This window comes from Burkholderia sp. MR1-5-21 (assembly GCF_053427715.1).
The window spans coordinates 91,438-116,268 of record NZ_JBSAXD010000016.1; the positions used below are offsets into that span (position 1 = coordinate 91,438).

General features: G+C 68.2%; 18 protein-coding genes and 1 pseudogene. 13 read left to right on the top strand and 6 right to left on the bottom strand.

Going from position 1 to position 24,831, the window contains the following annotated elements; genetic code table 11:
• Positions 1-28 precede the first annotated feature (28 nt).
• On the bottom strand, positions 29-1,552 hold the full coding sequence (locus ACV229_RS22005) for a mannose-1-phosphate guanylyltransferase/mannose-6-phosphate isomerase (protein WP_448085218.1): 1,524 nt from the start codon (positions 1,550-1,552) through the stop codon (positions 29-31).
• Positions 1,553-1,979: 427 nt separating this feature from the next.
• Between ACV229_RS22005 and ACV229_RS22010 the strand changes: the two genes are divergently transcribed.
• The 10 genes from ACV229_RS22010 to ACV229_RS22055 all read left to right on the top strand — a co-directional run bounded on the left by ACV229_RS22010 (position 1,980) and on the right by ACV229_RS22055 (position 14,835).
• A complete protein-coding gene (locus ACV229_RS22010; RefSeq protein ID WP_448085219.1) occupies positions 1,980-3,356 on the top strand; it encodes an undecaprenyl-phosphate glucose phosphotransferase in 1,377 nt (458 codons plus the stop codon).
• 65 nt (positions 3,357-3,421) lie between these two features.
• On the top strand, positions 3,422-4,834 hold the full coding sequence (locus ACV229_RS22015; protein WP_448085220.1) for a UDP-glucose dehydrogenase family protein: 1,413 nt from the start codon (positions 3,422-3,424) through the stop codon (positions 4,832-4,834).
• 16 nt (positions 4,835-4,850) lie between these two features.
• Positions 4,851-5,294, top strand: coding sequence for a low molecular weight protein-tyrosine-phosphatase (locus tag ACV229_RS22020; RefSeq protein ID WP_448085221.1), 444 nt, complete (start codon positions 4,851-4,853; stop codon positions 5,292-5,294).
• A complete protein-coding gene (locus ACV229_RS22025) occupies positions 5,288-6,469 on the top strand; it encodes a polysaccharide biosynthesis/export family protein (RefSeq protein WP_448085222.1) in 1,182 nt (393 codons plus the stop codon). The genes ACV229_RS22020 and ACV229_RS22025 overlap by 7 nt, the downstream gene beginning before the upstream one ends.
• A gap of 50 nt (positions 6,470-6,519) precedes the next feature.
• Positions 6,520-8,745 (top strand): polysaccharide biosynthesis tyrosine autokinase, encoded by a 2,226-nt coding sequence (locus tag ACV229_RS22030; protein WP_448085223.1) that lies wholly within the window; start codon positions 6,520-6,522, stop codon positions 8,743-8,745.
• Positions 8,746-8,775: 30 nt separating this feature from the next.
• Positions 8,776-9,735, top strand: a complete 960-nt coding sequence (locus ACV229_RS22035; RefSeq protein WP_448085224.1) for a glycosyltransferase family 2 protein — start codon at positions 8,776-8,778, stop codon at positions 9,733-9,735.
• 126 nt (positions 9,736-9,861) lie between these two features.
• The gene (locus tag ACV229_RS22040; protein ID WP_448085225.1) at positions 9,862-11,001 is read left to right on the top strand and encodes a glycosyltransferase family 4 protein; all 1,140 of its coding nucleotides are present in this window, start codon (positions 9,862-9,864) and stop codon (positions 10,999-11,001) included.
• Between the two features lie 11 nt (positions 11,002-11,012).
• Positions 11,013-12,491, top strand: a complete 1,479-nt coding sequence (locus tag ACV229_RS22045; protein ID WP_448085226.1) for a glucose-6-phosphate isomerase — start codon at positions 11,013-11,015, stop codon at positions 12,489-12,491.
• The gene (locus ACV229_RS22050; RefSeq protein WP_448085227.1) at positions 12,488-13,672 is read left to right on the top strand and encodes a glycosyltransferase family 4 protein; all 1,185 of its coding nucleotides are present in this window, start codon (positions 12,488-12,490) and stop codon (positions 13,670-13,672) included. Before ACV229_RS22045 ends, ACV229_RS22050 begins: the two co-directional genes overlap by 4 nt.
• 41 nt (positions 13,673-13,713) lie before the next feature.
• The gene (locus ACV229_RS22055) at positions 13,714-14,835 is read left to right on the top strand and encodes a glycosyltransferase family 4 protein (protein WP_448085297.1); all 1,122 of its coding nucleotides are present in this window, start codon (positions 13,714-13,716) and stop codon (positions 14,833-14,835) included.
• A 124-nt stretch (positions 14,836-14,959) separates the two neighbouring features.
• On the opposite strand, the pseudogene ACV229_RS22060 reads toward ACV229_RS22055, so the two are convergent.
• A pseudogene (locus tag ACV229_RS22060) lies at positions 14,960-16,188 on the bottom strand (MFS transporter).
• Positions 16,189-16,351: 163 nt separating this feature from the next.
• Here ACV229_RS22060 and ACV229_RS22065 point away from each other — a divergent pair.
• Positions 16,352-16,822, top strand: coding sequence for a winged helix-turn-helix transcriptional regulator (locus ACV229_RS22065; RefSeq protein WP_448085228.1), 471 nt, complete (start codon positions 16,352-16,354; stop codon positions 16,820-16,822).
• A 140-nt stretch (positions 16,823-16,962) separates the two neighbouring features.
• Here ACV229_RS22065 and ACV229_RS22070 read toward each other — a convergent pair whose 3' ends face one another.
• The 3 genes from ACV229_RS22070 to ACV229_RS22080 form a co-directional block, all read right to left on the bottom strand.
• Complete coding sequence (locus ACV229_RS22070; protein WP_448085229.1) at positions 16,963-18,429, bottom strand: MFS transporter; 1,467 nt, start codon at positions 18,427-18,429, stop codon at positions 16,963-16,965.
• A 357-nt stretch (positions 18,430-18,786) separates the two neighbouring features.
• Positions 18,787-19,563: a helix-turn-helix domain-containing protein gene (locus tag ACV229_RS22075; protein WP_448085230.1), complete on the bottom strand. Its 777-nt coding sequence runs from the start codon at positions 19,561-19,563 to the stop codon at positions 18,787-18,789.
• 29 nt (positions 19,564-19,592) lie between these two features.
• Entirely contained in the window at positions 19,593-19,934 is a 342-nt protein-coding gene (locus ACV229_RS22080) for an FKBP-type peptidyl-prolyl cis-trans isomerase (protein WP_448085231.1), read from the bottom strand.
• A 551-nt stretch (positions 19,935-20,485) separates the two neighbouring features.
• Between ACV229_RS22080 and ACV229_RS22085 the strand changes: the two genes are divergently transcribed.
• Both ACV229_RS22085 and ACV229_RS22090 read left to right on the top strand, forming a co-directional pair.
• On the top strand, positions 20,486-21,403 hold the full coding sequence (locus tag ACV229_RS22085) for a metal-dependent hydrolase (protein ID WP_448085232.1): 918 nt from the start codon (positions 20,486-20,488) through the stop codon (positions 21,401-21,403).
• 470 nt (positions 21,404-21,873) lie between these two features.
• Complete coding sequence (locus ACV229_RS22090; RefSeq protein ID WP_448085233.1) at positions 21,874-23,355, top strand: sigma 54-interacting transcriptional regulator; 1,482 nt, start codon at positions 21,874-21,876, stop codon at positions 23,353-23,355.
• Positions 23,356-23,470: 115 nt separating this feature from the next.
• Here the strand turns inward: ACV229_RS22090 and ACV229_RS22095 are convergent, their stop codons facing one another.
• The gene (locus ACV229_RS22095) at positions 23,471-24,625 is read right to left on the bottom strand and encodes a glycosyltransferase family 87 protein (RefSeq protein ID WP_448085234.1); all 1,155 of its coding nucleotides are present in this window, start codon (positions 24,623-24,625) and stop codon (positions 23,471-23,473) included.
• Between the last annotated feature and the right edge of the window lie 206 nt (positions 24,626-24,831).

Consider the following 24,831-nt stretch of genomic DNA (forward strand, 5'->3'; position numbering starts at 1 on the left):
ATGACGGCGCCCTTTGCGCATGCAGGCGTTACTGCCGGCCGTAGGTATCGTCGAAGCGCACGATGTCGTCTTCGCCGAGATACGAGCCCGACTGCACTTCGATCAGTTCGAGCGGCATCTTGCCGGGGTTTTCGAGGCGATGCGACACGCCGAGCGGGATGTACGTCGATTCGTTTTCCGACAGCAGGAACGTCTCGTCGCCGCGCGTGATGCGCGCGGTGCCGCGCACGACGATCCAGTGCTCGGCGCGGTGGTGATGCATCTGCAGCGACAGCCGCGCGCCGGGCTTCACGACGATGCGCTTCACCTGGAACCGCTCGCCCATGTCGACCGAGTCGTAATGGCCCCACGGGCGATGGACCTTGCGGTGATCGGTCGCTTCCGCGCCGCGTTCCGCCTTGATGCGGCCGACGATCTTCTTCACGTCCTGCACGCGCGACTTGTCGGCGACGAGCACCGCGTCGGGCGTCTCGACGATGACGAGGTTCTGCGTGCCGACGCACGCGACGAGCCGGCTTTCCGAATGCGCGAACGTCGACTCGGCGTCCTCGAACAGCACGTGGCCGCGGCCGACGTTCTCGGCGTTGTCCTTCGGCAGGATCTGCCAGATCGCGTCCCACGAGCCGACGTCGGACCAGCCCGCATCGAGCGGCACGACGACGCACTCGCACACCGACGGCAGGTTCGCGAGCGGCTCCATCACCGCGTAGTCGATCGAGTTGGACGGCGACGCGGCGAACGCGTCGCGATCGACGCGGAAGAAATCGCCGTCGGTCTTGCCTTGCGCGACGGCCTGTTCGCAGGCCGCGTAGATCGCCGGCTCGAAATGACGGATCGCGTTCAGCCACACCGATGCGCGCACGATGAAGATGCCGCTGTTCCACCAGTATTCGCCGGATTCGACGTACTGCTGCGCGAGCTCGAGATGCGGCTTCTCGACGAAGCGGTCGAGGCGCCGCACGTCGATGCCGTCAGCAGCGGCGCCGATCGGGCTGCCGACGCGGATGTAGCCGTAGCCGGTTTCCGCATGGTCCGGCACGATGCCCATCGTCGCGATCTTGCCTTGCGCCGCACACTGCACGCCGGCGGCCACGGCCGCGTGAAAGCGCGGCAGGTCGGCGACCGCGTGGTCGGCCGGCATCACGGTCATCACCGCATCGCCGCCGTCGGCGACGATGCGCAGTGCGGCAAGCGTCAGCGCGGGCGCGGTGTCGCGGCCGAGCGGCTCGAGCATGATCGTCGCGTGCTTGGCCATCGCGCGCAATTGTTCGGACGTCGTGAAGCGATGGTCTTCGCCGCAGACGATCAGCACGTCGTCGTTCAGCGGATGGCCGGCCGTGAGGCCGTCGAGGCGGCAAGCGGTCGACTGCAGCAGCGAATGGTCGCCGAGCAGACCGATCAGCTGCTTCGGATAGTGCTCGCGAGACATCGGCCACAGGCGCGTGCCGGAGCCGCCGGCGAGGATCACCGGCTGCACCGCGACGCGCGAGCCCGCGGTTGCAGCGGCGGAGGAAGATTGGCGCGTATCGGCTGCCACGGCCGGAGCATTCATGATGGCACTCCCAGAGTGATGTCAGTGCCTGTCGTTGTAGCATGAAGTAAATCGACAATAAAACCGTACCATTCATCCCATATTCATCTTTCTATCTGCAGGGAAAATTTTCCGCGGCACCATGCCGGGTAAATAAAAAAATAAAAAATAATTCCGCATGCTCCCGCGCATCGCAGGCCTGTAAAGGCGCCCGCGGCGGTGTAACGAACCTGAAAACATCGATATTTCCTGCAAATCCGGGAAAACATGCCGATATAAATACTCGATCGACCGGCAAGAATTTCCGATTAATTTTCGAAATACTTGTGGACTTGCCGGAGGTATTTTCTTCCCGGTTCAATAGCGTCATGCAACGTTTGAATCGAATGCGCGGCAGGGGCTGCGCAAGGAGCTGTTCGGCAAACGCCTGTCCAAAGAGGAAGCGAACATGTTGAGCGTGCTGGCGAGAATCATCGACATCGCGATGGTCGTGACGGGAGCCCTGACCGCCGCCGCGCTGCACGGTGGACGCATCGTTTGGCTCGACGACCTGCAACGCACGATGGTGCTGTTCGACTGCGTACTCGTCGTCGTGTTCTTTCCCGCGTTCGGGATCTATCAGTCGTGGCGTGGCAAGCGGCTCGTCGGGCTGATGGGGCGCGTCGCGTTCGCGTGGCTCGTCGTCGAGCTCGCGGGCATCCTGATGAGCTTCAGCTTTCACCAGTCGGGCGACCTGTCGCGGCTGTGGCTCGGCTACTGGGCCGTCTCGACGATGGCGCTGCTCGCCGCGTCGAAGGCGTGCGTGCACGCTGCGTTGCGGCAACTGCGCCGCGGCGGCTACAACCTGAAGGCGGTCGCGATCGTCGGCGGCACGCCGGCGGCGCGGCGGCTGATCGCGCAGATGCGCGCGCAGCCGGAAGCGGGGTTCAACCCGGTGTGCGTGTATGACGAAAGCGCGGCCCCGAGCGACGTGGCACTCGACGACGTTCGGATCGAGCGGCAGTTCGACTCGCTCGTGTGGCTCGTGCGCAGCCGCGCGATCCGCGAACTGTGGCTCACGCTGCCGATCTCGGAAGAGCGCCAGATCAACCGGATCGTCACGATGTTCCGCCATGACTTCGTGAACATCCGCTTCATCCCGGATGTGCGCAGCCTGTCGTTCTTCAACCACGAAGTCGTCGAGCTGCTCGGCGTGCCGGCGATCAACCTCGCGGCGTCGCCGATCACCGACGTGCGGATCCTGCCGAAGTTCGTGTTCGACCGGCTGTTCGCGCTGGCGGCGCTCACGATGCTCGCGCCGGTGATGCTCGCGATCGCGTGCCTGATCAAGGTGACGTCGCACGGGCCCGTGTTCTTCCGGCAGAAGCGCAAGGGCATCGACGGCCACGAGTTCGAGATCTACAAGTTCCGCTCGATGAAGGTGCACCAGGAAGTGGCGGGCAAGGTCACGCAGGCGACGAAGAACGATGCGCGCGTGACGCCGGTCGGCCGGTTCCTGCGCCGCACGAGCCTCGACGAGCTGCCGCAGTTCATCAACGTGCTGAAGGGCGAGATGTCCGTCGTCGGCCCGCGCCCGCATGCGCTCGCGCACGACGACATCTACAAGGATCTGGTCAAGGGCTACATGTTCCGCTACCGGATCAAGCCGGGCATCACGGGCTGGGCGCAGATCAACGGCTTTCGCGGCGAGACCGACCAGGTCGAGAAGATGATGGGGCGCGTGAAGCTCGATCTCTACTACATGCAGAACTGGTCGTTCTGGCTCGACATCAAGATCGTCGCGCTGACGCTGTGGAAAGGCTTCACCGGCAGCAACGCGTACTGAATACCGAGGGCAGGCAACCTGCTTTCTCCGAATTTCGAATCACTGGTCAAGAGGTCCGACACATCATGAATCTGACTATCATCGGCAGCGGTTACGTAGGGCTCGTCACCGGCGCATGCCTCGCCGACATTGGGCACGACGTGTTCTGTCTCGACGTCGATCAGACGAAGATCGACATCCTGAACAACGGCGGCGTGCCGATCCACGAGCCGGGCCTCAAGGAAATCATCGCGCGCAACCGCTCGGCGGGCCGCCTGCGCTTTTCGACCGACGTCGAAGCCGCGGTCGCGCACGGCGACGTGCAGTTCATCGCGGTCGGCACGCCGCCCGACGAGGACGGCTCCGCCGACCTGCAGTACGTGCTTGCCGCCGCGCGCAACATCGGCCGCTACATGACCGGCTTCAAGGTGATCGTCGACAAGTCGACGGTGCCCGTCGGCACCGCCGAGCGCGTGCGCGCGGCCGTCGCCGAGGAGCTCGCGAAACGTGGCGGCGACCAGATGTTCTCGGTCGTGTCGAACCCGGAATTCCTGAAGGAAGGCGCGGCGGTCGACGACTTCACGCGGCCGGACCGCATCGTGATCGGCTGCGACGACGACGTGCCCGGCGAGCGCGCGCGCGAGCTGATGAAGAAGCTGTACGCGCCGTTCAACCGCAACCACGAGCGCACGCTGTACATGGACGTGCGTTCGGCCGAGTTCACGAAGTACGCGGCGAACGCGATGCTCGCGACGCGCATCTCGTTCATGAACGAGCTCGCGAACCTGGCGGACCGCTTCGGCGCGGACATCGAGGCGGTGCGGCGCGGGATCGGCTCCGATCCGCGCATCGGCTACCACTTCCTGTACGCGGGCTGCGGCTACGGCGGCTCGTGCTTCCCGAAGGACGTCGAGGCGCTGATCCGCACCGCGGACGAGCACGGCCAGTCGCTGCAGATCCTGAAGGCGGTGTCGTCGGTGAACGCGGCGCAGAAGCGCGTGCTCGCCGAGAAGATCATCGCGCGCTTCGGCGAGGACCTGACGGGCCGCACGTTCGGCCTGTGGGGCCTCGCGTTCAAGCCGAACACCGACGACATGCGCGAGGCGCCCAGCCGCGAGCTGATCGCCGAGCTGCTGTCGCGCGGCGCGCGCGTGACCGCGTACGACCCGGTCGCGCAGCACGAGGCGCAGCGCGTGATCGCGCTCGATCTCGCGAGCCACCCGAGCTGGCTCGAGCGCCTCACGTACGCGGACGACGAATCGCAGGTCGCGCGCGACGCCGACGCGCTCGTGATCGTCACCGAATGGAAGGTGTTCAAGAGCCCGGACTTCACCGCGCTCGGCCGTCTCTGGAAGTCGCCCGTGATCTTCGACGGACGCAACCTGTACGAGCCGGAAGCAATGAGCGAGCAGGGCATCGAATATCACCCGATCGGCCGCCCGGGCTCGCGCCAGGCGGTCGCCGCACGGATTCCGGGAGCCGCGCGCGCGAACGCGTGAGGCCCCGCTATACGCCATGTTCCGAAACATCCTGATCGTCTGTCACGCGAACGTCTGCCGCAGCCCGGCAGCGGAAATGCTGTTCAAGTCGCACACCGCGGTGCGCGGCGGGCCGCGCGTGACATTCCACTCGGCAGGCGTCGATGCGAACGTCGGCGAAGGCATCGATCCGATGATGCGCCGGCTGCTCGCGGAGCGCGGCGTCGATGCTACGACGCATCGCTCGCGGCGCCTGTCCCGCAAGATCGTGCGCGACGCCGACCTGATTCTCGTCAGCGAGCGCGCGCAGATCGCGGCGGTCGAATCCGTCGACCCGTTCGCGCGCGGCAAGGTGCACCTCCTCGGCAAGTGGGAGGGCGCCGAAATCGCCGATCCGCATGGCGGCCCCGAGGCCGACTATCGCGAAAGCTACACATTGATCGAACGTCTGGTTCAAGGATGGCTGCAAAGACTATGCTGACTCGCTCAATGCGCCCTGTGGCGCTTTCCCTTGCGCTGACGACTTTTCTGTCAGCCTGCGCAACCGCGCCCGGCAACTATCTCGACGGTTCGCGCCTGAAGGACGAAGGTCCGACGCAACAGGCCGAGACCTATCCGGTTCATTACATCGACGCCAAGCTGATCATGGATCAGCTCCAGCAACAGCAGCAGATGGCGCACCCGCTGCCGCCGTCGCGCTACACGGATCCGTCGCAGTACGTGTATCGCGTCGGGCCGCAGGACATCCTCGGCGTGACCGTGTGGGACCACCCCGAGCTGACGACGCCGCAGGGCCAGTCGTTCTCGAGCGGCGGCAACACGACGCAGTCGGTCGCGGGCGCGCTGCAGGCGCCGTATACGACTGCGCTGCCGGGCCAGGCCGATCCGTATGGCCAGACCGTCGGCGCCGACGGCACGATCTATTTCCCGTTCGTCGGCCGCGTCCGCGCGGCGGGCAAGACGATCTCGCAGATCCGCGACGAACTGGCGACGAGCCTCGCGCGTTACGTGAAGAATCCGCAGATCGACGTGCGCGTGCTGTCTTACCGCAGCCAGAAGGTGCAGGTGACGGGCGAAGTGAAGCAGCCGGGCCCGCTCGCGATGAGCGACGTGCCGCTGACGCTGGTCGACGCGATCTCGCGCTCGGGCGGCTCGACGTCCGACGCCGACCTGCAGCGCATCCGCCTCACGCGCGACGGCAAGCTCTACACGCTCGACGCGAACGGCGTGCTCGATCGCGGCGACGTGAAGCAGAACGTGATGCTGCAGCAGGGCGACATCATCAACGTGCCGGACCGCAGCGACAGCCGCGTGTTCATCATGGGTGAAGTCAAGACGCCGGTCGCGATCCCGATGCTGAAGGGCAAGCTGACGATCGCCGATGCGCTGACGTCGGGCGGCGGCATCCTCGACACGGATGCGAACCCGCGCAAGATCTACGTGATGCGCGGGATGCGCGACAACCCGACCAAACCGGAAGTGTTCCGTCTCGACATGACGCAGCCTGACTCGCTGATGCTGTCGAGCCGCTTCCAGCTGCAACCGCTCGATGTCGTGTACGTCGACACCGCGGGTTCGGTGCAGTTCAACCGCGTGCTGCAGCAGGTGCTGCCGACGATTCAGACGATCTTCTACATGCGACAGATCACGCGTTGATGAACCGCCGGGGCGGCGATCCCGCCCCGGCACCACTCAAGCGGGAACACATGGTGAACACGCAAGCAAAGAACTCCTACGCGGACCTGACCGCGAAGACCGAGGAAGAAGACGTCGTCCTGGGCCAGCTGATCCAGGTCATCTTCGACGACATCTGGCTGCTGCTCGGCATCGCGGTGACGGTCGTCGCGCTCGCCGGCCTGTACTGCTTCATCGCGAAGCCGGTCTATCAGGCCGACGTGCACGTGCGCGTCGAAGGCAACGACAACACGTCGCAAGCACTGACGCAGACGCAGACGGGCGCGATGATCAACAGCGGCCCGCAGCAGGCGCCGACCGATGCCGAAATCGAAATCATCAAGAGCCGCGGCGTCGTCGCGCCGGTCGTCGAGCAGTTCAAGCTGAACTTCTCGGTGATGCCGAAGACGATCCCGGTGCTCGGCAGCCTGGCCGCGCGTCTCGCGACGCCGGGCCAGCCCGCGAAGCCGTGGCTCGGCCTGCGCTCGTATGCGTGGGGCGGCGAAATCGCCGACATCGATACGGTCAATGTCGTGCCCGCGCTCGAAGGCAAGAAGCTGACGCTGACCGCCGGCCCCGACGGCACCTACTCGCTTGCCGACGAGAACGGCGGACGGCTGCTGGCCGGCCGCGTCGGCGAGGCGGAGCAGGGCGGCGGCGTGACGCTGATGGTGTCGAAGCTGGCCGCGCGTCCGGGCACGCAGTTCACGGTGGTCCGGTACAACGACCTCGACGCGATCACCGGCTTCCAGTCCGGCATCCAGGTGACCGAGCAGGGCAAGCAGACGGGCGTCGTGCAGATCTCGCTCGAAGGCAAGGATCCGGATCAGACCGCGGCGATCGCCAACGCGCTCGCGCAGTCGTATCTGAACCAGCACGTGATCGCGAAGCAGACCGAGACGACCAAGATGCTCGACTTCCTGAAGAGCGAGGAGCCGCGCCTGAAGTCCGATCTCGAGCGTGCCGAGGCCGCGCTGACGCAGTACCAGCGCACGTCGGGCTCGATCAACGCAAGCGACGAGGCGAAGGTCTACCTCGAAGGCAGCGTGCAGTACGAGCAGCAGATCGCCGCACAGCGCCTGCAGCTCGCGTCGCTCGCGCAGCGCTTCACCGATTCGCATCCGCTCGTGATCGCGGCGAAGCAGCAGCTCGGCGAACTCGAGGCCGAGAAGGACAAGTACGCGAACCGCTTCCGCAGCCTGCCGGCGACCGAAGTGAAGGCCGTGCAGCTCCAGCGCGACGCGAAGGTCGCCGAGGACATCTACGTGCTGCTGCTGAACCGCGTGCAGGAACTGTCGGTGCAGAAGGCCGGCACGGGCGGCAACATCCATCTCGTCGACTCGGCGCTGCGTCCGGGCGACCCGGTCAAGCCGAAGAAGGTGCTGATCCTGTCGGCCGCAGTGTTCCTCGGGCTGATCCTCGGCACGGGCGTCGTGTTCCTGCGCCGCAACATGTTCCAGGGCATCGAGGATCCGGACCGCATCGAGCGCACGTTCAACCTGCCGCTGTACGGGCTCGTGCCGCAGAGCGCCGAGCAGGTGCGCCTCGACGCGACGGCCGAGAAGAGCGGCGGGCGCACCCGGGCGATCCTCGCGAGCCTGCGTCCGAAGGACCCGAGCATCGAAAGCCTGCGCAGCCTGCGCACCGCGATGCAGTTCGCGCTGATGGAGGCAAAGAACCGCGTGATCGTGCTGACCGGCCCGACGCCCGGGATCGGCAAGAGCTTCCTGACGGTCAACCTCGCGGTGCTGCTCGCGCACTCCGGCAAGCGTGTGCTGCTGGTCGACGCGGACATGCGACGCGGCGTGCTGGAACGCTACTTCGGCCTGACCGCGCAGCCGGGCCTGTCGGAGCTGCTGAGCGACCAGTCGGCGCTCGAGGATGCGGTCCGCGAGACGCCGGTGCCGGGATTGTCGTTCATCGCGGCCGGCACGCGCCCGCCGAACCCGTCGGAGCTGCTGATGTCGACGCGCCTGCCGCAGTACCTCGAGGGCCTCGGCAAGCGCTACGACGTCGTGCTGATCGATTCGCCGCCGGTGCTGGCGGTGACCGACGCGACGATCATCGGCCGCATGGCGGGCGCGACGTTCATGGTGCTGCGTTCGGGCATGCATACCGAAGCCGAGATCGCCGATGCGATCAAGCGGCTGCGCACCGCGGGCGTCGACCTCGAAGGCGGCATCTTCAACGGCGTGCCGCCGAAGACGCGCGGCTATGGCCGCGGCTATATGGCTGTCCACGAATACCTGAGCGCCTGACGGCTTCGAAAGAGGACAGGAGAACCAACGATGAAGATTTCCGTGCTCGTTCCGACCTACCGGCGTCCGGCCGACCTCGCGCGCTGCCTGCAGGCGCTGCAGCGCCAGCAGCGCTTGCCTGACGAGGTGATCGTCGTCGCGCGCCCGGAAGACGACGCGACGCACGAGCGCCTCGCCGATCCGTCGGTCGGCGGCACGCTGCCGCTGCGCATCGTGCCGGTCGACGTGCCGGGGCAGGTCGCCGCGCTGAACAAGGGGCTCGACTCGGTGAGCGGCGACATCGTCGCGATCACCGACGATGATGCGGCGCCGCGCCCGGAATGGCTCGCGCGCATCGAATCCGCGTTCCTGGCCGATCCGCGCGTCGGCGCGGTCGGCGGGCGCGACTGGGTGCACGAGAAAGGCCGTGTGCTCGACGAATCGCGTCCGCTCGTCGGCCGCCTGACCGCGTCCGGCAAGATCATCGGCAACCACCACCTTGGAGTCGGCGGTGCGCGCGAGGTCGACATGCTGAAGGGCGCGAACATGAGCTATCGCCGTGCGGCGATCGAGCGGCTGCGCTTCGACACGCGGCTGCGCGGCGCCGGCGCGCAGGTGCACAACGACATGGGGTTCAGCATGCGCGTGAAGCGCGACGGCTGGAAGCTCGTGTACGACCCGCTCGTCGCGGTCGACCACTTTCCGGCCGAGCGCTTCGACGACAACCGGCGCGACGCCGCATCGCTGAACGCGGTCAGCAATTCCGCGTACAACCTGCACCTGATCCTGCGCGAGCATCTGCCGCCGCTGCGCCGCGAAATCGCGTGGTGGTGGTACACGGTCGTCGGCACGCGCGTGTACCCGGGCCTCGCGCACGTCGTGCTCGCGCTGCGCTCGGCTGACGGCGAGCGCGTGCGCGAGCACTGGCGTGCAGTGCGCCGCGGCGCGCGCGACGCCCGCCGCGCGACGCATGCCCCCCACCGTGCGGCGCTGCCGCCGGTGACGCCTTAACGGGCCGCGCGCATCCCGCACGGCCAACCCCGGAGGGCTTGAAATGAAACGACCCCCACGCTCACTTTGTTCGCTGCCCCCCGAGGGGGCGGTCAGCCTCCTTGGGGCGGCCCGGCGGAGGCTGACATGACTACCACGAAAGTGCACGTCCACCTGTTTTACGGCGCCGATCCGCGTACTTACCGGAAAGGCGACGACATCGGCTGCCTGTACGGCTATCACCACGCCGAATCTGACGAATTCAAGCTGACCTATTCGCAGGACAAGCGCGAGAACCGCCTCGCCAGCGTCGCGCGCCGCGCGCTGAAGGCGGCGCTCGGCTTCGACATCGTCCACGCATGGCGCAACCGCGCCGCGCTGATCGACACCGACGTGATCTGGACGCATACCGAGCAGGAACACCTCGCCGCCGCGCTGATCCTGAAGCTCGCGGGCGCACAGGGCAAGCGGCCGCTGCTGCTCGCGCAGAGCGTGTGGCTGTACGACAAGTGGTCGAGCTTCGGCGCGCCGCGCCGCTGGCTCTATCGCAAGCTGCTCGCACGCGCCGACGTGCTGACGACGCTCGCGCGCGACAACGCGGAGCTGTGCCGCCGCTATCTGCATCGCGACGCGCTGTTCGTCTATTACGGGCTGAACACGCAGGATTTCCCGATCCGCGAGCCGCAGCAATGGCTGCCGAACCGGCCGCTGCGCATCGCGGCGATCGGCAACGACCGCGATCGCGACTGGCGGACCTTCCTCGCGGCATTCGGCGGCGACGAGCGCTACGACGTGCGGCTCGCGACGCGCCGCCGCGTGCCGCGCGAGTGGCACGCGCCGAACGTGAAGATCGGCTCGGCATCGGGGCTCGCGAAACAGCATGAGCTGTATCAGTGGGCCGACGTGATCGTCGTGCCGCTGCGGCCGAACTTCCACGCGTCGGGCATCACCGTGATGCTCGAAGCGGCCGCGGTCGGCAAGCCGATGATCGTGTCCGATGTCGGCGGACTCGCCGACTACTTCCCGCACGACACGGCCGCTTACGTGCCGCCGTTCGATGCGCAGGCGATGCGCCAGGCAGCCGACCGCTTCGCGGCGGAGCCGGGCTTCGCGCTCAAGTGTGCGCAGGCGGCTGCTGCGCGCCTGCGGGACCATGACCTGACGACGCAGGCATTCGCCGCGCAGCACGTGCGGATCACGCGCGACCTGCTGCGCCAGCGCCGCACGCCGGCGGCGGCCGGCGTATCGATGCCGCTCGCGGATTCCCGCCCGTCGTCGTCGCAATGAGTGCAAGTGCAATGAGTACGTCGATTGCCGCCCCGTCCCCCTCGTCCACGTCGTCCCGCTCGCGCCGCTGGTTCGCCGAGCCGAAGCACTGGGCCGGCCAGGCCGGGCTATGGACCTTCACTGCCGCGCTGATCGCCGCGCACCAGGGCTCGGTGCTGACGCTTGCGTTCCCTGCGCTGTCGATCGCGGTCGGCCTGTGGCTGTATTTCAAGAGTCCGGCGCGCTATGTCGGATTCATGTGGTGGGTGTGGTTCCTGAGCCCCGAGGTGCGGCGTCTCGCCGACTGGTCGAAGGGCGCGTTCACGCCGACGAGCCTGATCCAGATCGCGCCGCTTGCCGTGACGATGATCGCCGGCCTGGGCTTGCTGCGTCATTACCGCGCGCTTGCGCAGCGGCGCGGGATTCCGGTGCTGCTGATCCTGTTCGGGCTCGCGTACGCGTATCTCGTCGGCATCGTGTCGAGCGGCGTGATGGCGGCGACCTACGACCTCGCGAACTGGGTGTACCCCGTGCTGATCGGCTTTCACATCATGGTCAACGCGCGCGACTATCCCGAGTACCGCGATGTGCTGTTGTCCACGTTCATGTGGGGCATGCTCGTGATGGGCGCGTACGGCGTCGTGCAGTACTTCGTGATGCCGCAGTGGGACGTGCTGTGGATGGTCGGTTCGGACATGGGTTCGCAGGGCGAGCCGGTGCCGTACGGCGTGCGCGTGTTCAGCACGATGAACTCGTCCGGGCCGTTCGCGTTCGCGATGATGGGCGCGCTGGTGTTCGTGCTCGCGGCGCCGCAAAAGATCCGCTGGGTCGCAGGTGCGGCAGGCTTCATCTCGTTCGCGCTGTGTCTCGTGCGCTCGACGTGGGGCGGCTGGGTGATCGCGCTTGCGATCCAGCTCGTGCAGTCGAGCAACCGCGTGCGGATGCGGATCCTCATCAGCGCGGTCGTGCTGGCCGGGCTGTGCGTGCCGCTGCTGACCGTCGGGCCCGTCGCCGACCGGCTCGGCGCGCGCCTGCAGTCGATCACCAACCTGAAGGACGACCGCAGCTACGACGACCGCAACAAGTTCTACGCGACCTTCGCGGAGACGGCGTTTACCGACGTCGCCGGCGAAGGGATGGGCGCGACAGGCGCGTCGACGAAGCTGTCGAGCGACAGCGGCGAGCTCGGCAAGTACGGCAGCTTCGACAGCGGCGTGATGAACGTGCCGTTCGTGCTCGGCTGGCCCGGCACGCTGCTGTATCTCGCGGGGATCGCGCTGCTGCTCGGCCGCACGCTGCGCGCGGCGCTCAAGCAGCGCAAGGACAAGTTCGTCGGCGCATGCCTGAGCCTGTGCCTGTCGGTGGTCGCGATGCTCGTGTTCACGAACTCGCTGATCGGCACGGGCGGGCTGCTGCTGTTCACCGCCATTTCTTCGATTCTTTCCGCGGCGCACTGGCAGAAGGCCCGGCGCCAGATCGCCGCCGCATACTCACGGGGAGCCGACCATTGAGAATCGCGATCGTCACGCATGTCGTGCGTCATAACGACGGGCAGGGCCGCGTCAATTACGAAATCGCCCGCGCCGCGCTGGCCGAGAACTACGAGGTGACGCTCGTCGCGTCGCATGTCGCGCCCGAGCTGCTGGCCGACCACCGGGTGCGCTGGGTGCCCGTGAAGGTCGGGCGCTTCTGGCCGTCGAACCTCGTCAAGCAGCAGGTGTTCGCGCTGAAGAGCGCGTCGTGGCTGCGCACGCATCGCGCGGAATACGACGTGCTGCACGTCAACGGCTTCATCTCGTGGATCAAGGCCGACGTGAACACCGCGCACTTCGTGCACGGCGGCTGGTTCAAGAGCCCGTATTACCCGTTCGGGCCGACGAAGGGGCTGTGGTCCGCGTACCAGTACGTCTACACGCGCGTGAACACCGCGCTCGAACGCTGGGCATACCGGCGCTCGCGCGCGATCACCGCGGTGTCGGGGAAGGTCGCCGACGAGATCGCCGGGCTCGGCATCGATCGCGGCAAGATCAGCGTGATCTACAACGGCGTGGACGGCAGCGCATTCGCGCACGCGCAGGCCGACCGCGCGGCGTTCAAGCTGCCGGCCGACGCGTTCCTGCTGCTGTTCGTCGGCGACCTGCGCACGCCGCGCAAGAACCTCGGCACCGTGCTGAAGGCGCTGACGAAGCTGCCGGCGAACGTGCACCTCGCGGTCGCGGGCTGGCTGCCCGGCAGCCCGTATCCGGACGAGGCGCGCGCGCTCGGGCTGGACGCACGCGTGCATTTCCTCGGGCTCGTCAAGAACATGCCGACGCTGATGCGCTCGGTCGACGCGTACGTGTTTCCGTCGCGCTACGAAGCGATGAGCCTGTCGCTGCTCGAGGCGATGGCGGCCGGCCTGCCGGTCGTCACCGCGCGCACGGCGGGCGGCGCGGAGATCATCACGCGCGAGTGCGGGATCGTACTGGACGATCCGGACGATCCGGCCGCGCTCGCGCAGGCGATCGGCTCGCTCGCGGTGTCGCGCGACACGTGTCGCGCGATGGGCGACGCAGCACGTGAACTGATGACCCGATTCGGCTGGGCGCACATGGGCGCCCAGTACATTGCGCTTTACCGGCGCATCGGCCAACCCTCGCAGCCGAGCGCATTCGAGCGCGTCGAGCATGCGCTCACGCAGGAGCAATCGTGACGAATCTTTCTTCCCGGCCGATCAAATCGCTGCAAATCGGCATGCACTGGTTTCCCGAACGCGCGGGCGGCCTCGACCGGATGTACTACTCGCTCGTCGGCGCGCTGCCGGGCGCAGGCGTCGCGGTGCGCGGGCTCGTCGCGGGTTCGGAGAAGGTCGCGAACGACACGGGCGGCGCGATCCGCGGCTTTGGCCCCGCATCGGAGCCGCTTGCGCGCCGGATGCTGGCCGCGCGCCGCGCGCTGCGCGACACGATCCGCAGCGAACGGCCCGACGTGATCTCGTCGCATTTCGCGCTGTACACGTTCCCCGGCCTCGACGTCACGCGCGGGATTCCGCAGGTGTCGCATTTCCAGGGCCCGTGGGCCGACGAAAGCCAGGTCGAGGGCGCCGCGTCGCTCGGGCAGCGCGCGAAGCGCTATCTCGAGCAGGCCGTCTACGCGCGTTCGTCGCGGCTGATCGTGCTGTCGCAGGCGTTCGGCCAGATCCTGACGAGCCGCTACGACATCGATCCGGCGCGCGTGCGCGTGATTCCCGGCTGCGTCGACACCGCGCAGTTCGACACGCCGCTCACGCCCGGCGAGGCGCGCCACAAGCTGCAGCTGCCGCAGGACCGGCCGATCGTGCTGGCGGTGCGGCGGCTCGTGCGCCGGATGGGGCTCGAAGACCTGATCGACGCGATCGCGCTCGTCAAGCACCGCCACCCGGACGTGCTGCTGCTGATCGCGGGCAAGGGCAAGCTGGCCGAGGAGCTGCAGCAGCGCATCGATGCGGAGGGACTCCAGGACAACGTGAAACTGCTCGGCTTCGTACCCGACCAGCATCTCGCGGCGCTGTACCGTGCGGCGACGGTCAGCGTCGTGCCGACGGTCGCACTCGAAGGCTTCGGCCTCATCACCGTCGAATCGCTCGCGTCGGGCACGCCGGTGCTCGTGACGCCGGTCGGCGGGCTGCCGGAGGCGGTGGCCGGGCTGTCCGACGATCTCGTGCTGCCGTCGACCGGCGCGGACGCGATCGCGGACGGACTCGGCGCCGCGCTGTCGGGCGCGATCGCGCTGCCGGACGAAATCGCGTGCAAGCGCTACGCGCGCGACCACTTCGACAACGCGGTGATCGCACGGCGTGTCGCCGACGTGTACGACGAGGCGATCCGGGCCAGCTGAGCGCGCCCGCGCTCGCCGGACCTGCGACCGGCCATTGCAGCCATAGCAGCCGTGCGAGACGCGGCACGGCTGCTGGGCGACACCGGTGCCGTCGGCCGGCCGCACAGCCACGCGTCGGGCGGCGTTACCGCGCGCGCTTCAGCGTGGCCGCCCAGAACCCGAGCGCGGCGACACTCACCGCCGCGCCGAGCCCGCAGACGCCGGTCCAGCCGGCGCGCGCATAGACCAGCGTCGACGTGATCGCGCCGAGGCCGCTGCCGACCGAATAGAACAGCATGTAGCAGCCGACGAGGCGCGCCTGCGCATCCGGGCGGGTGCCGAGGATCATGCTCTGGTTGACGACGTGAATCGCCTGTCCGCCGACGTCGAGCAGCACGATGCCGACGATCAGCAGCGGGATCGACGCCGTCGTGAACGCGAGCGGCAGCCACGACACGGCGAGCAGCGCGAGCGCCACGCCGGTCGTCGCCTGGCCGAGGCCGCGATCGGCGAGCCGTCCCGCACGGGCGGCCGCCGCCGCGCCCAGCGCGCCGACGAGGCCGAACGCGCCGATCGCCGTATGCGACATCGCGTGAGGCGGCGCGCTGAGCGGCAGCACCAGCGCACTCCAGAAGATGCTGAACGCTGCGAACATCAGCAGCGCGATCGTGCCGCGCACCTGCAGCACGCGATCCCCACGCAGCAACGTCCCCATCGACCCCAGCAACGCCGCGTAGCCGAGGCTGGTACGCGGCGCGCACGCACGTCCGGCAGCAGCCGCGACAGCACGACGAGCATCACGAGCGCGCCCGCGCCGGACGCGAGATACACGGCACGCCAGCCTGCGAGATCCGTCACGAGCCCCGCCAGCGAGCGCGCGGCCAGCAGACCGATCACGACGCCGCCCTGCGCGGCGCCGACCACGCGGCCACGTTCGCCATCGCCCGCGAGCGCGGCCGCACAGGCGATCAGGCCCTGCGTCATCGCGGTGCCGAGCAACCCGACGCCGGCCATCCCGGCCAGCAGCGCGACACGCGACGACGCGGCGGCGACGCCGGCGCAGGCCACCGCCAGCAGCACCAGTTGCGCGCCGATCAGCCGCTTGCGGTTCAGCAGATCGCCGAGCGGGACGACGAACAGCAGCGCAAGCGCACAGCCAAGCTGCGTCGCGGTGATCACGCCGCCGACTTCGGCGTGCGGAATGCCGAAGTCGCGCGCGATCGAATCGAGCAGCGGCTGCGCGTAATAGACGTTCGCGACGCTCGCCGCGCAGCACGCGGCCAGCAGCGCGACGCGCGCTGTCGACAGGCTGGCGTCGGCAGCGGTGGCGGGCGGCGTGTGATCCGCCGCGACCGATGTACAGGAAGAATCCATCCGTGCTCCTCGCGTCAAGTAGTTGCAATTTGAAACTGGTGTGAGTGTAGGAAAAGAAGTTTTAAAATGCAACTTGTTGTGCGGTGGGTGCGGAGCCTGCGCGCAGATCGCCGGGATCGCCTCTCAGGCGGCCGGCATGAACGAGCAGAAAGCGGAGAGAAAGATGGCCAGACAGAAAAGTCTCGCGGATTCGCCATGCCCGGTGGCGCGGGCGACCGACATCGTCGGCGACCGGTGGGCGCTGCTGATCGTGCGCGACGCGTTCGACGGCGTGCGCCGTTTCGGCGATTTCCGCACGAGCCTCGGGGTCGCAAGCAACATCCTGTCGGACCGCCTCAGGATGCTGGTGGAGGCCGGGGTGTTCGAGGTCGTGCCCGCGTCGGACGGCACCGCGTACCAGGAATATGCGCTGACGAAGAAAGGCGAGGGGCTGTTCCCGGTCATCGTGATGCTGCGCCAGTGGGGGGAGGCGCACCTGTTCGAGCGCGGCGAAAGGCACTCGGTGCTGGTCGACCGCAAGACCGGCCGGGCGATCCGCAAACTGGCGCTGCGTCACGACGACGGCCGACCGCTGAAGGCGGCCGAGACGGTCGTCAGGAAGGTGGTGGCCGACGACGAGGGCGCGGCACGCTGAGCGGCGGTTTTTGCTGCGTCGGCTTTGGCGTCGGCTTCGGCGTCGGCTTCGGCTTCGGCGTAGGCGTAGGCGTAGGTGCAGGTGCAGGTGCAGGTGCAGGTGCAGGCGTAGGCGTAGGCGCGGGATGCGCCCGGTGCTCGTCAGTCAATCGCTTGCACGGTGCGCCCGGTGCGCGGCGCGGTATCCGAGGCGTGCGCATCCGGTCGAACCATGCACGCCAGCGCCACGCCTGCGATCAGCAACGCGGCCGAAATCGCGGTTTCGATGCGCAGCCCGTCGGCCACGTGCAGCGCGCCGGCGCCGCCTGCCAGTGCGCCGAACGCCGCGACGCCGATCGCGCCGCCGGCCTGCCGCGCGGTGTTCAGCACCGCGGATGCGATCCCCGCGCGTTCGGGCGCGACCGACGCGAGCACGGCGGTCGTCATCGCGGGCACCGCGAGTCCCATGCCGGCCGGAATCAGCAGGAACGGCACGAGCAGCGCGGCGAGCGGCGTTGCCGCATCCACGCCGTGCAGCAGCCCGTAGCCGAGCGCGGCGACCAGTGCGCCCGCGATCATCGGCGTGCGCGGACCGCGGCGCGCGACGATCTTGCCGCTCGCGATGTTCGACAGCAGGAATCCGCCCGTCAGCGGCAGGAATGCAAGGCCCGCCTGCAGCGCCGATTCGCCGCGCACGCGCTGCAGATACAGCGCGAGCACGAACACGGTCCCGTAATACGTGAGATTCACGCAGATGCCGAACAGCACCGCCGCGCTGAACGTGCGGCTGCGGAACAGCGACAGCGGGAGCATCGGTGCGGCCGCGCGCGCTTCGACCGCGACGAACGCGAGCGCGGCGACGACGGCCAGCGCGAATCCGCCCGCCACCGCCGGATGCGCAAGGCCGAGCGGGCGCCATTCGATCACGGCGCCGGTCAGCGCGGTCAGCATCAGGATCGCGAGCGTCTGGCCGCGCAGGTCGAGCGCGCGTGGCGCGTGCGGGATCGCAGGCGCCATCGCACGGCTCGCTGCCGGCCGGGGCTTCGCCGGCACCCATGCGACCGTCGCCGCGAGCCCGGCCGCACACAGCGGCAGATTGACGAGGAAGATGCCACGCCAGCCCCATGCGGCGATCAGCAGGCCGCCGACGACCGGACCCGCGGCGATCGAGATCGCGCCGGCGGCGGTCCACCAACCGACCGCTTGTGCGCGCAGCCGCGGATCGTGACGGCTCGCGTCGTTGAGCAGCGCGAGCGAGTTGGGCAGCATCGCCGCGGCGCCGACGCCTTGCAGCGCGCGGGCCGCGATCAGCATCTCGGGCCGGGTGGCGGCGCCGCACGCGAGCGACGCGATCGCGAACAGCGCGATGCCGGCTGCATACATGCGCCGCGCGCCGAAACGGTCGCCGAGCGCGCCGCCGGACAGCATCAGCACCGCGAACGCCAGCGTATAGGCATCGACGACCCACTGCAGCCCGGCGACGGTCAGGTGCAGGTCGGCGGCGACATGCGCGAGCGCGATGTTGACGATCGTCACGTCGAGCTGCGTGACGACGAAACCGATGCTGACGGTCGCGACGATGCGCGTCAGCGCGGGCGGGAAGGTGGGGGCGGGGTTCGGGGTATCCATGCGTCGATCGTAGGACGGTGCGCGTGGATGACGTTTCATTGTGTTGTGAAATGTCGATACGCCGGCGGAAACACGGGTCGGATTGTTCTGGACGCGAAGGGGGACGTGCGAAGGGGCGTTCCGAAGCGCGAGATTCGAACGGCGAGGTGAGAGGTGAGAGGTGAGAGGTGAGAGGTGAGAGGTGAGAGGTGCGAGGTGCGAGGTGCGAGGTGCGAGGTGCGAGAGGCGAGAGGCGAGAGGCGAGAGGCGAGAGGCGAGAGGCGAGAGGCGAGAGGCGCGATCCGTCCTGCGGCCTATCCGCCATGCCAACCCTCAAGACGGCCGCGCAACGGCCGCTCATTGGCGCTCAACGACGGATCAATGCCGCTCGCCGCGCCACCGCCCCGGCGCGACGCCGAACCGCTTCGTAAACGCGTGCGTGAACGCACTCTGGTCCGCAAAACCGACCATCCCGGCGACGTCCGCGAGCGGATGCCGTCCGTCGGCAAGCAGGACGACGGCGCTGTCGAGCCGCAGCCGTTGCAGATAACGATGCGGCGTTTCGCCGAACGCTTCGACGAACAGCTGATGAAACCGGCGCATCCCATAGCCGCAATGCGCGGCGAGGTCGGCGATGCGCAGCGGCTCGGCGAGCCGCGCGCGCAGCCATCGGTCGATGCGCGCGAAATCGAGGCCGGCCGCGGGCGCGGCGAGGCTGCTGTCGCCGAGCAGCGCGCCGCACAGCCGCGCAGCGGCTTGCCACTGGAAGCGATGCGCGGCCGCGCATTGCGCGTCGCCGGCCGTCTCGTCCGGCTGCACCGCAACGGCCGCCGCGAGCTGCGCGACGAGCGCGGCCAGGTCCGCATCGATCGCCACCGCGCGCGAGGTGTCGAACATCCGCTGCGGCACCGCGAGCGACGCCGCGGGCAGGTCGAGCACCAGCTGGCGGTTGTCGCCGAGGCCCGCGTAGTCGTGGCGCGACCCGGCCGGAATCAGCCACGCGCCGTGCCGGTCGATACGCTGGCCGACGCCGTCCACCTCCATTACCATCGCGCCGTCGACGCCGAGCACGACCTGATGAAAGTCGTGCACGTCCGACGCTTCCGACGCGTCGTAGCGGCGCAGCGCAATGGCGGGAGACGGGATGCGTTCCATCGGGCGGACGGCGGACAGCCGCGTCAGAGTCAGACGTCGAGCAGTTCGACTTCGAACACGAGCGTCGCGTTCGGCGGAATCACGCCGCCCGCGCCGCGCGGGCCGTAGCCGAGTTGCGGCGGGATCGTCAGGCGGCGCACGCCGCCGACCTTCATGCCCTGCACGCCTTCGTCCCAGCCCTTGATGACCATGCCGCCGCCGAGCACGAACGCGAACGGGTCGTTGCGGTCCTTGCTCGAATCGAACTTCTGGCCGTCGGTCAGCCAGCCGGTGTAGTGCACGCTGACGGTTCGGCCCGCTACCGCCTCGGCGCCGGTGCCTTCGGTGAGGTCTTCGTACTTGAGGCCCGATTCGGTCGTGATGACTGCCATGACTTCTCCTGAGTAGGATTGGGTGAAACCGCTATTGTAGGCGAGCGGACCGTACGCCGCCGCATGTCGCGGGCGGGGCGCCGATGCAAGCTGCCGTCGCGCCGCGGGTCGGCGGCCCGGATCGCCGTTGGAACGCGCGTTTGAATCGAACCGCGACGGCACGGCCGTTCGCGCGGCGGACGATCGCAGCACGCGTATGAATTCGTTTTCATCCGGAGCGCCGCCGTGACGCGCGCAGCGCGGGCCCGACCGGCGGGAGGCGCGTCGCGCGTGCGTCCGGCCGGGCTCGCGCCCGGTTCCGGCGTCGTCCGCCGGACCGCCGGCGAAGCCGGCAAGTGTTCGAATCGCCCCCCCGCATCCGCGTCGCGGGACGGGTATGTTTCACACGATTTTCACCGCACCGTGTTTGGAAGCGCGCGTCTACCGCGTCGCTTGCGCGTCCTGACCCCCGGCGCCTATCGTTACATCTGCCGATGTCACGATTTTCGGTGGCGTCTGCCGGGCCGGTGTCTGTTGCCGGCCGCGAAGCATGGGACCGGAGACGAACCAACATGAAGTCAGCCGCATCAACCACCGCCGCCGACGTGATGCCGGTGCGCCGCGATTTGCGCTTCGACCTGCCGGTCGAGCGCGCGAAGGACTGGCATGGCCTCGGATCGCATGTGACCCATTTCTTCAACGCGCTGTCGCTGCTGTTTCCGGCGGGCGAGCGCTTCTTCATGGATTCGGTCCGCCACTACCGCGACCGGATCGACGATCCGGTGCTGAAGCAGCAGGTGCTCGGCTTCATCGGCCAGGAGGCGATGCATACGCGCGAGCACGTCGAATACAACGAACTGCTGCAGGCGAACCGGCTGCCCGCGCGCAAGCTCGACCGCCGCGTGTGGGCCGTGCTCGGCTTCATGAAGCGCAAGCTGCCGCATTCGGTGCAGCTCGCGCATACCGTCGCCGCCGAACACTACACCGCGATGCTCGCGGACTGGATCCTGCGCGACCCGTCGCGGCTCGCCGGCTCGGTCGACGGCTACCGGCAGATGTGGGTGTGGCATGCGCTCGAGGAAACCGAGCACAAGTCGGTGTCGTTCGACGTGTGGAACGCGGCGATGGAGCCGGGCGCGCGGCGCTACCTGATCCGCATCGGCGTCTATCTCGTGACGACGCTCACGTTCTGGCCGACCGTGTTCCTGATGCATGTGACGCTGCTGTGGCGCGACCGCGATGCGAAGCATCCCGTGCGCGGCATGCTGCGCATGATCGCGTTCCTGTACGGGCCGCGCCGCGGGCTGTTCCCGCGCATCACGCGCGAATGGCTGAGCTTTTTCCGGCCGGGCTTCCATCCGTGGGATCACGACAACCGCCATCATCTCGCGCAAGTCGATGCGATCGTCGCCAGGTATGGCGGGCATGATGCCGCGTCGTCCGGCCGTGGCCGTGCCGGCGCGCTCGCGCCGATGACGTCGGGCCGCTGATGCGCGGCGGCGCCCCGGCAAACGGCGCGCGCGCCGCGTGTTGTGCGCGTGCGTCAGCCGGTCACGTCTGAGGATTGACCGAAATCAAGCGTTTTCCGCAGCGCCGCATATGCCGCGTTCCGCGTCGGATCGGCCCCGACACGGGCGCTGGCCGAAACCTCGCCGGCGCCTTGCACGGCAACGCGTTGCGCAGCGCGTCAAGGCGCGGCCCGCACGAGCGTGCGGGCGCGCGGTGCGCCGGCCTGCGCCAGCCCGTTTCGCACCGTTCGCACTACCGGGATAACACCCATCTAGCCGACCGTCGCCGGCACCGATATACCGTTCAAGACAGGAAGTAATCCGGTGCGATCGTTGCCCGGGGTATTTTATTCAGACGGAAATCCGGCGAATATGTGGGTTCGAACGTCTGGTCTGTCGCGTGCTGCGGCAGTGAGCCGAAGCGCGATACCAACGCAGAACGGGGAGCAACGATGGTTTCAAAGTCATCCGATCCCACCAGGGGAGCGTCGGCCGATGGGCCGTCGGTGTCCGTGACCGCGCCCGAAGCCGGGCGCAAGCTGTTCGTGATCGCGCGTTCGCCCGAGGAGGCGCTGCTCGACCAGCTTCGCGCGCTCGGCTGGGAGATCTCGATCGCGAAGACGGCCGGCGCCGCGCAGAACATGACGGCCGGCGTCGGCGTGGCCGCGGGCCTGATCGACTTCACCGGATTCACGTCGCGCGAGTACCCCGCGCTGAAGGGGTGCCTGAGCCAGCCGGCGATCGGCTGGATCTCGATCGCGCGGGCCGGCGTGTCGATCGGCCCCGCGGTGCGCGAGATGATCCGCAGCTACTGCTTCGATTACGTGACGCTGCCGCTCCCTTACGAATGGATCTCGCACGTCCTCGGCCATGCGCGCGGCATGGCGGCGCTCGACCGCGTCGACGGCGCGGCCTATGCGGCATCGATCGGCGAGCACGGGATGATCGGCAACTGCGAGGCGATGCAGCAGCTGTTCAGCACGATCCGCAAGGTCGCGAAGACCGACGCGAGCGTGTTCATCTCGGGCGAATCCGGCACTGGCAAGGAGCTGACCGCGCTCGCGATCCACGAGCGTTCGGGCCGCGGCAAGGGGCCGTTCGTCGCGATCAACTGCGGCGCGATCCCGCATCACCTGCTGCAATCGGAGCTGTTCGGCTACGAGCGCGGCGCGTTCACGGGCGCGAACCAGCGGCGCGCGGGACGGATCGAGAGCGCGCACGGCGGCACGCTGTTCCTCGACGAGATCGGCGACATGCCGCTCGAAAGCCAGGCGAGCATGCTGCGCTTCCTGCAGGAAGGCAAGATCGAGCGGCTCGGCGGGCAGGAATCGATCCCGGTCGACGTGCGGATCGTGTCGGCGACGCACGTCGATCTCGACGGCGCGGTCGAGTCAGGACGCTTCCGCTCGGACCTCTATCACCGGCTGTGCGTGCTGCGCATCCACGAGCCGCCGCTGCGCGCGCGCGGCAAGGACATCGACATCCTCGCGCACTACGTGCTGCAGAAATACAAGGCCGACAGCGGCCGCAAGATCAGCGGCTTCACGTCGGCCGCGCTCGACGCGATGCGGCGCTACGAATGGCCCGGCAACGTGCGCGAGCTGATCAACCGCGTGCGGCGCGGCATCGTGATGGCCGAGAGCCGGCTGCTGACGCCGCACGATCTCGGGCTCGAGACCCCCGGCGAAACCGAGCCCATCACGCTCGAGCAGGCACGCGCGCTCGCGGAGCGCACCGCGATCGAGAATGCGCTGCTGCGCAACGATCACCGGATCAACAAGGCGGCCGCCGAACTCGGCATCTCGCGCGTGACGCTGTACCGGATGATGATCGAGCACGGGCTCAACGATCACGACAACGGCGACAACGGCGGGACGGACGGCGCGCCTTCAGGGCCGCCGTCGGGCGACGCGGGGCATCGGCGGGTCGGTTGACGGGGCGCCGGAACGGTTCGTTGCTGTCGGGTCGGGCACGGCGCGCGCGGTTGCGCGTCGCGCCGACCGGGCCGTGCGGGCCTTCGTCATGGCGCCGCGCGCACGCCGGCCAACGTCAACATGGCTGTGGCGAGCGCTGTGTCGATTGCAAGGCCCTTGCCAATTTCAGGTGGCGTCGCCCGATGACGGCGAGCAACGCGACGAGCACGACGGGCGCGCACTGTGGCAACGTGCCGATCAGCACGGCGGCGAATGCCTGCGCGGGAATGAGCCACGCGGCGATCAGCACGACTTTTTCGACAGTGTCGGCGCCATGCTTCGCGTAATCGACGGTCAGGAACGCGATCGGCAACGCGAGCCACGCGAGGTCGTAGTAGATCAGGTATGGCTGAACCAGGATCGTCGCGACCCCCAGCGCGGCAGCGGACAGTCCGAAGCGGGCGTTCGTGCGCCAGAGCCAGATGCAGGCCGCGACCGTGGCGCCGGCGACGGCGGCATGCGCGAGATACGACACACCCACTGATACGCCCGCGACGCGGCAGATCGCAAACACGGTCGGCGCGCCGCGAATGGTCCCGACGGAATGTTCCGCGACGACGTGATGAAACGTCGTGAGCGCATGTGCGAAGGCGAGATAGGTGTCCGTGCCGAGTGCAAGCCACACCAGTCCGCAATAGAGCAGCGAAAACACGGCCGCGGACGCCAGCGTGATCCAGTGCCGCCGGCACAGCAGAAATAGCGGGAACAGCACGCCGAGCTGCGGCTTGATGCAGAGGAGCGCGATGCAGGCGCCCGCGACGACCGGCCGCCGGTCGAGCAGCAGCAGCGCCGTTCCGCTCAGCGCCAGCGTGAACAGCGCATTCTGACCGGCGACCAGCGAGAGCCACATGCCAGGAAACGCGAGGGCGGGCAACAGCCAGCGACGGTCGTTCGGTACGACGGCCGCCCTGACGAACAGCAGATAGCACGCGACGCCGAGGACTGACCATGCGGCGATCGCAACGCCTAACGGCAGCAGGGCGATCGGGTAGATCGTGAACAGGAAAGTCGGCGGATACGCGAACGGCTCGAACAGCGGCAGGTAGACCGTCTTTTCCACTGCGTGAAGCCATTGCCAGTTGTAGGCAGCGGCCGCGCCGCGACGGAGCGCGAGACTCGATGCACTCCAGTACACGACGAAATCCCACCCGAGCATCGGCACGTCGCGCGCTTTCTGCACGACGTGCTGCCACCACCACATCGCGACCAGCGTGCATTGGGAGATGAGCAACGCGCCGGCATACAGCGAGATTCGCTGCGGCGTCAGCCATCGCGCTCCTGACGGGGGTGATGCGGATCTCGCGGGCGATGACATGGCTTGCTCCTGGCTGGAGATGGAATGCCGCCCGGTCGGCCGGGTGGCCGGAATCGACGTCGGGCCGAAGCCGCGTCGCAGGATTGCGGCGTTTGCGTGCGAGCCCGCTTGCGTTCGATTGC

Bases quoted from the DNA above. Each gene is read 5' to 3' on its own strand.
- ACV229_RS22005 (WP_448085218.1), bottom strand. From the start codon at position 1,552: ATGAATGCTCCGGCCGTGGCAGCCGATACGCGCCAATCTTCCTCCGCC.
- ACV229_RS22010 (WP_448085219.1), top strand. From the start codon at position 1,980: ATGTTGAGCGTGCTGGCGAGAATCATCGACATCGCGATGGTCGTGACG.
- ACV229_RS22015 (WP_448085220.1), top strand. From the start codon at position 3,422: ATGAATCTGACTATCATCGGCAGCGGTTACGTAGGGCTCGTCACCGGC.
- ACV229_RS22020 (WP_448085221.1), top strand. From the start codon at position 4,851: ATGTTCCGAAACATCCTGATCGTCTGTCACGCGAACGTCTGCCGCAGC.
- ACV229_RS22025 (WP_448085222.1), top strand. From the start codon at position 5,288: ATGCTGACTCGCTCAATGCGCCCTGTGGCGCTTTCCCTTGCGCTGACG.
- ACV229_RS22030 (WP_448085223.1), top strand. From the start codon at position 6,520: ATGGTGAACACGCAAGCAAAGAACTCCTACGCGGACCTGACCGCGAAG.
- ACV229_RS22035 (WP_448085224.1), top strand. From the start codon at position 8,776: ATGAAGATTTCCGTGCTCGTTCCGACCTACCGGCGTCCGGCCGACCTC.
- ACV229_RS22040 (WP_448085225.1), top strand. From the start codon at position 9,862: ATGACTACCACGAAAGTGCACGTCCACCTGTTTTACGGCGCCGATCCG.
- ACV229_RS22045 (WP_448085226.1), top strand. From the start codon at position 11,013: ATGAGTACGTCGATTGCCGCCCCGTCCCCCTCGTCCACGTCGTCCCGC.
- ACV229_RS22055 (WP_448085297.1), top strand. From the start codon at position 13,714: ATGCACTGGTTTCCCGAACGCGCGGGCGGCCTCGACCGGATGTACTAC.
- ACV229_RS22065 (WP_448085228.1), top strand. From the start codon at position 16,352: ATGGCCAGACAGAAAAGTCTCGCGGATTCGCCATGCCCGGTGGCGCGG.
- ACV229_RS22070 (WP_448085229.1), bottom strand. From the start codon at position 18,429: ATGGATACCCCGAACCCCGCCCCCACCTTCCCGCCCGCGCTGACGCGC.
- ACV229_RS22075 (WP_448085230.1), bottom strand. From the start codon at position 19,563: ATGGAACGCATCCCGTCTCCCGCCATTGCGCTGCGCCGCTACGACGCG.
- ACV229_RS22080 (WP_448085231.1), bottom strand. From the start codon at position 19,934: ATGGCAGTCATCACGACCGAATCGGGCCTCAAGTACGAAGACCTCACC.
- ACV229_RS22085 (WP_448085232.1), top strand. From the start codon at position 20,486: ATGAAGTCAGCCGCATCAACCACCGCCGCCGACGTGATGCCGGTGCGC.
- ACV229_RS22090 (WP_448085233.1), top strand. From the start codon at position 21,874: ATGGTTTCAAAGTCATCCGATCCCACCAGGGGAGCGTCGGCCGATGGG.